The organism is Aquimarina sp. 433 (assembly GCF_054054605.1).
Window position 1 is genome coordinate 1 of the sequence record NZ_JBSWZK010000055.1, and the last position, 275, is coordinate 275.

1 pseudogene is annotated in these 275 nt (G+C 47.3%); it reads right to left on the minus strand.

Going from position 1 to position 275, the window contains the following annotated elements:
* Nucleotides 1-275, minus strand: a pseudogene (locus ACWNT5_RS24325) (hypothetical protein); the annotation flags it as partial.

Here is a 275-nt window from a genome sequence, read left to right on the forward strand (position 1 = left end):
GGTCCTTGGGCACCTGTTTCTCCTTGTATACCTTGAATACCTTGTGGTCCTTGTCCACCTGTTTCTCCTTGTATACCCTGAATACCTTGCGGTCCTTGTGCACCAGTTTCTCCTTGTATACCTTGTATACCTTGTGGTCCTTGCGCACCTGTTTCTCCTTGTATACCCTGAATACCTTGTGGTCCTTGGGCACCAGTTTCTCCTTGTATACCTTGAATACCTTGTGGTCCTTGTGCACCTGTTTCTCCTTGTATACCTTGAATACCTTGTGGTCC